1 protein-coding gene is annotated in these 569 nt (G+C 68.2%); it reads right to left on the minus strand.

Annotation, left to right across the window (positions count from 1 at the left end; all coding sequences use genetic code 11):
• The coding region (locus A5752_RS07910) for an ATP-dependent DNA ligase (protein WP_502686700.1) at nt 1-569 on the minus strand (569 nt) is incomplete at both ends.

A 569-nucleotide genomic window follows, 5' to 3' on the forward strand; every position in this document is an offset into this window, starting at 1 on the left:
CCGAGCAGGATCGACCCGATGCCTTCGCCGCTCTTGTGGATGCGATAACCCATCGCCACGCAATCGGCGTCGCGGGCGTGCTTGACCTTGACCATCTCGCGCTTGCCGGGCAGATACGGGCCGTCCAGCCGCTTGGCGATCACGCCGTCGAGGCCGGCACCCTCGAACTCCGCCAGCCACTGCACCGCGAGCTCGGGATCCTCAGTGGTTCGGGTGACGTGGCACCACTGCTTCTCGGTCACCGCGTCGAGGAGTGCCTCGCGGCGGATCCGGAACGGCTGCTTGAGCAGTGACGTGTCGCCGGAGGCGAGTGCGTCGAAGCCGATGAAGTGCGCGGGCGTCTGCTCCGACAGCATCTTGATGCGGCTGGCAGCGGGATGAATGCGTTGGCTCAGCGACTCCCAGTCCAGCCGGGTGCGTCCGCCGAACTCGCGGGGGACGACGATCTCACCGTCCAGCACGCAGCGCGGCGCCAGCTCGTCGCGCACCGCCTCGACGACGTCGGGGAAGTAACGGCCCAGGTCCTTACCGCTGCGCGAGAGCAGCACGACCTTGTCCCCGTCGCGGAA

Source organism: Mycobacterium sp. 852002-51961_SCH5331710, from assembly GCF_001665535.1.
Taxonomy (GTDB): Bacteria; Actinomycetota; Actinomycetes; order Mycobacteriales; family Mycobacteriaceae; genus Mycobacterium.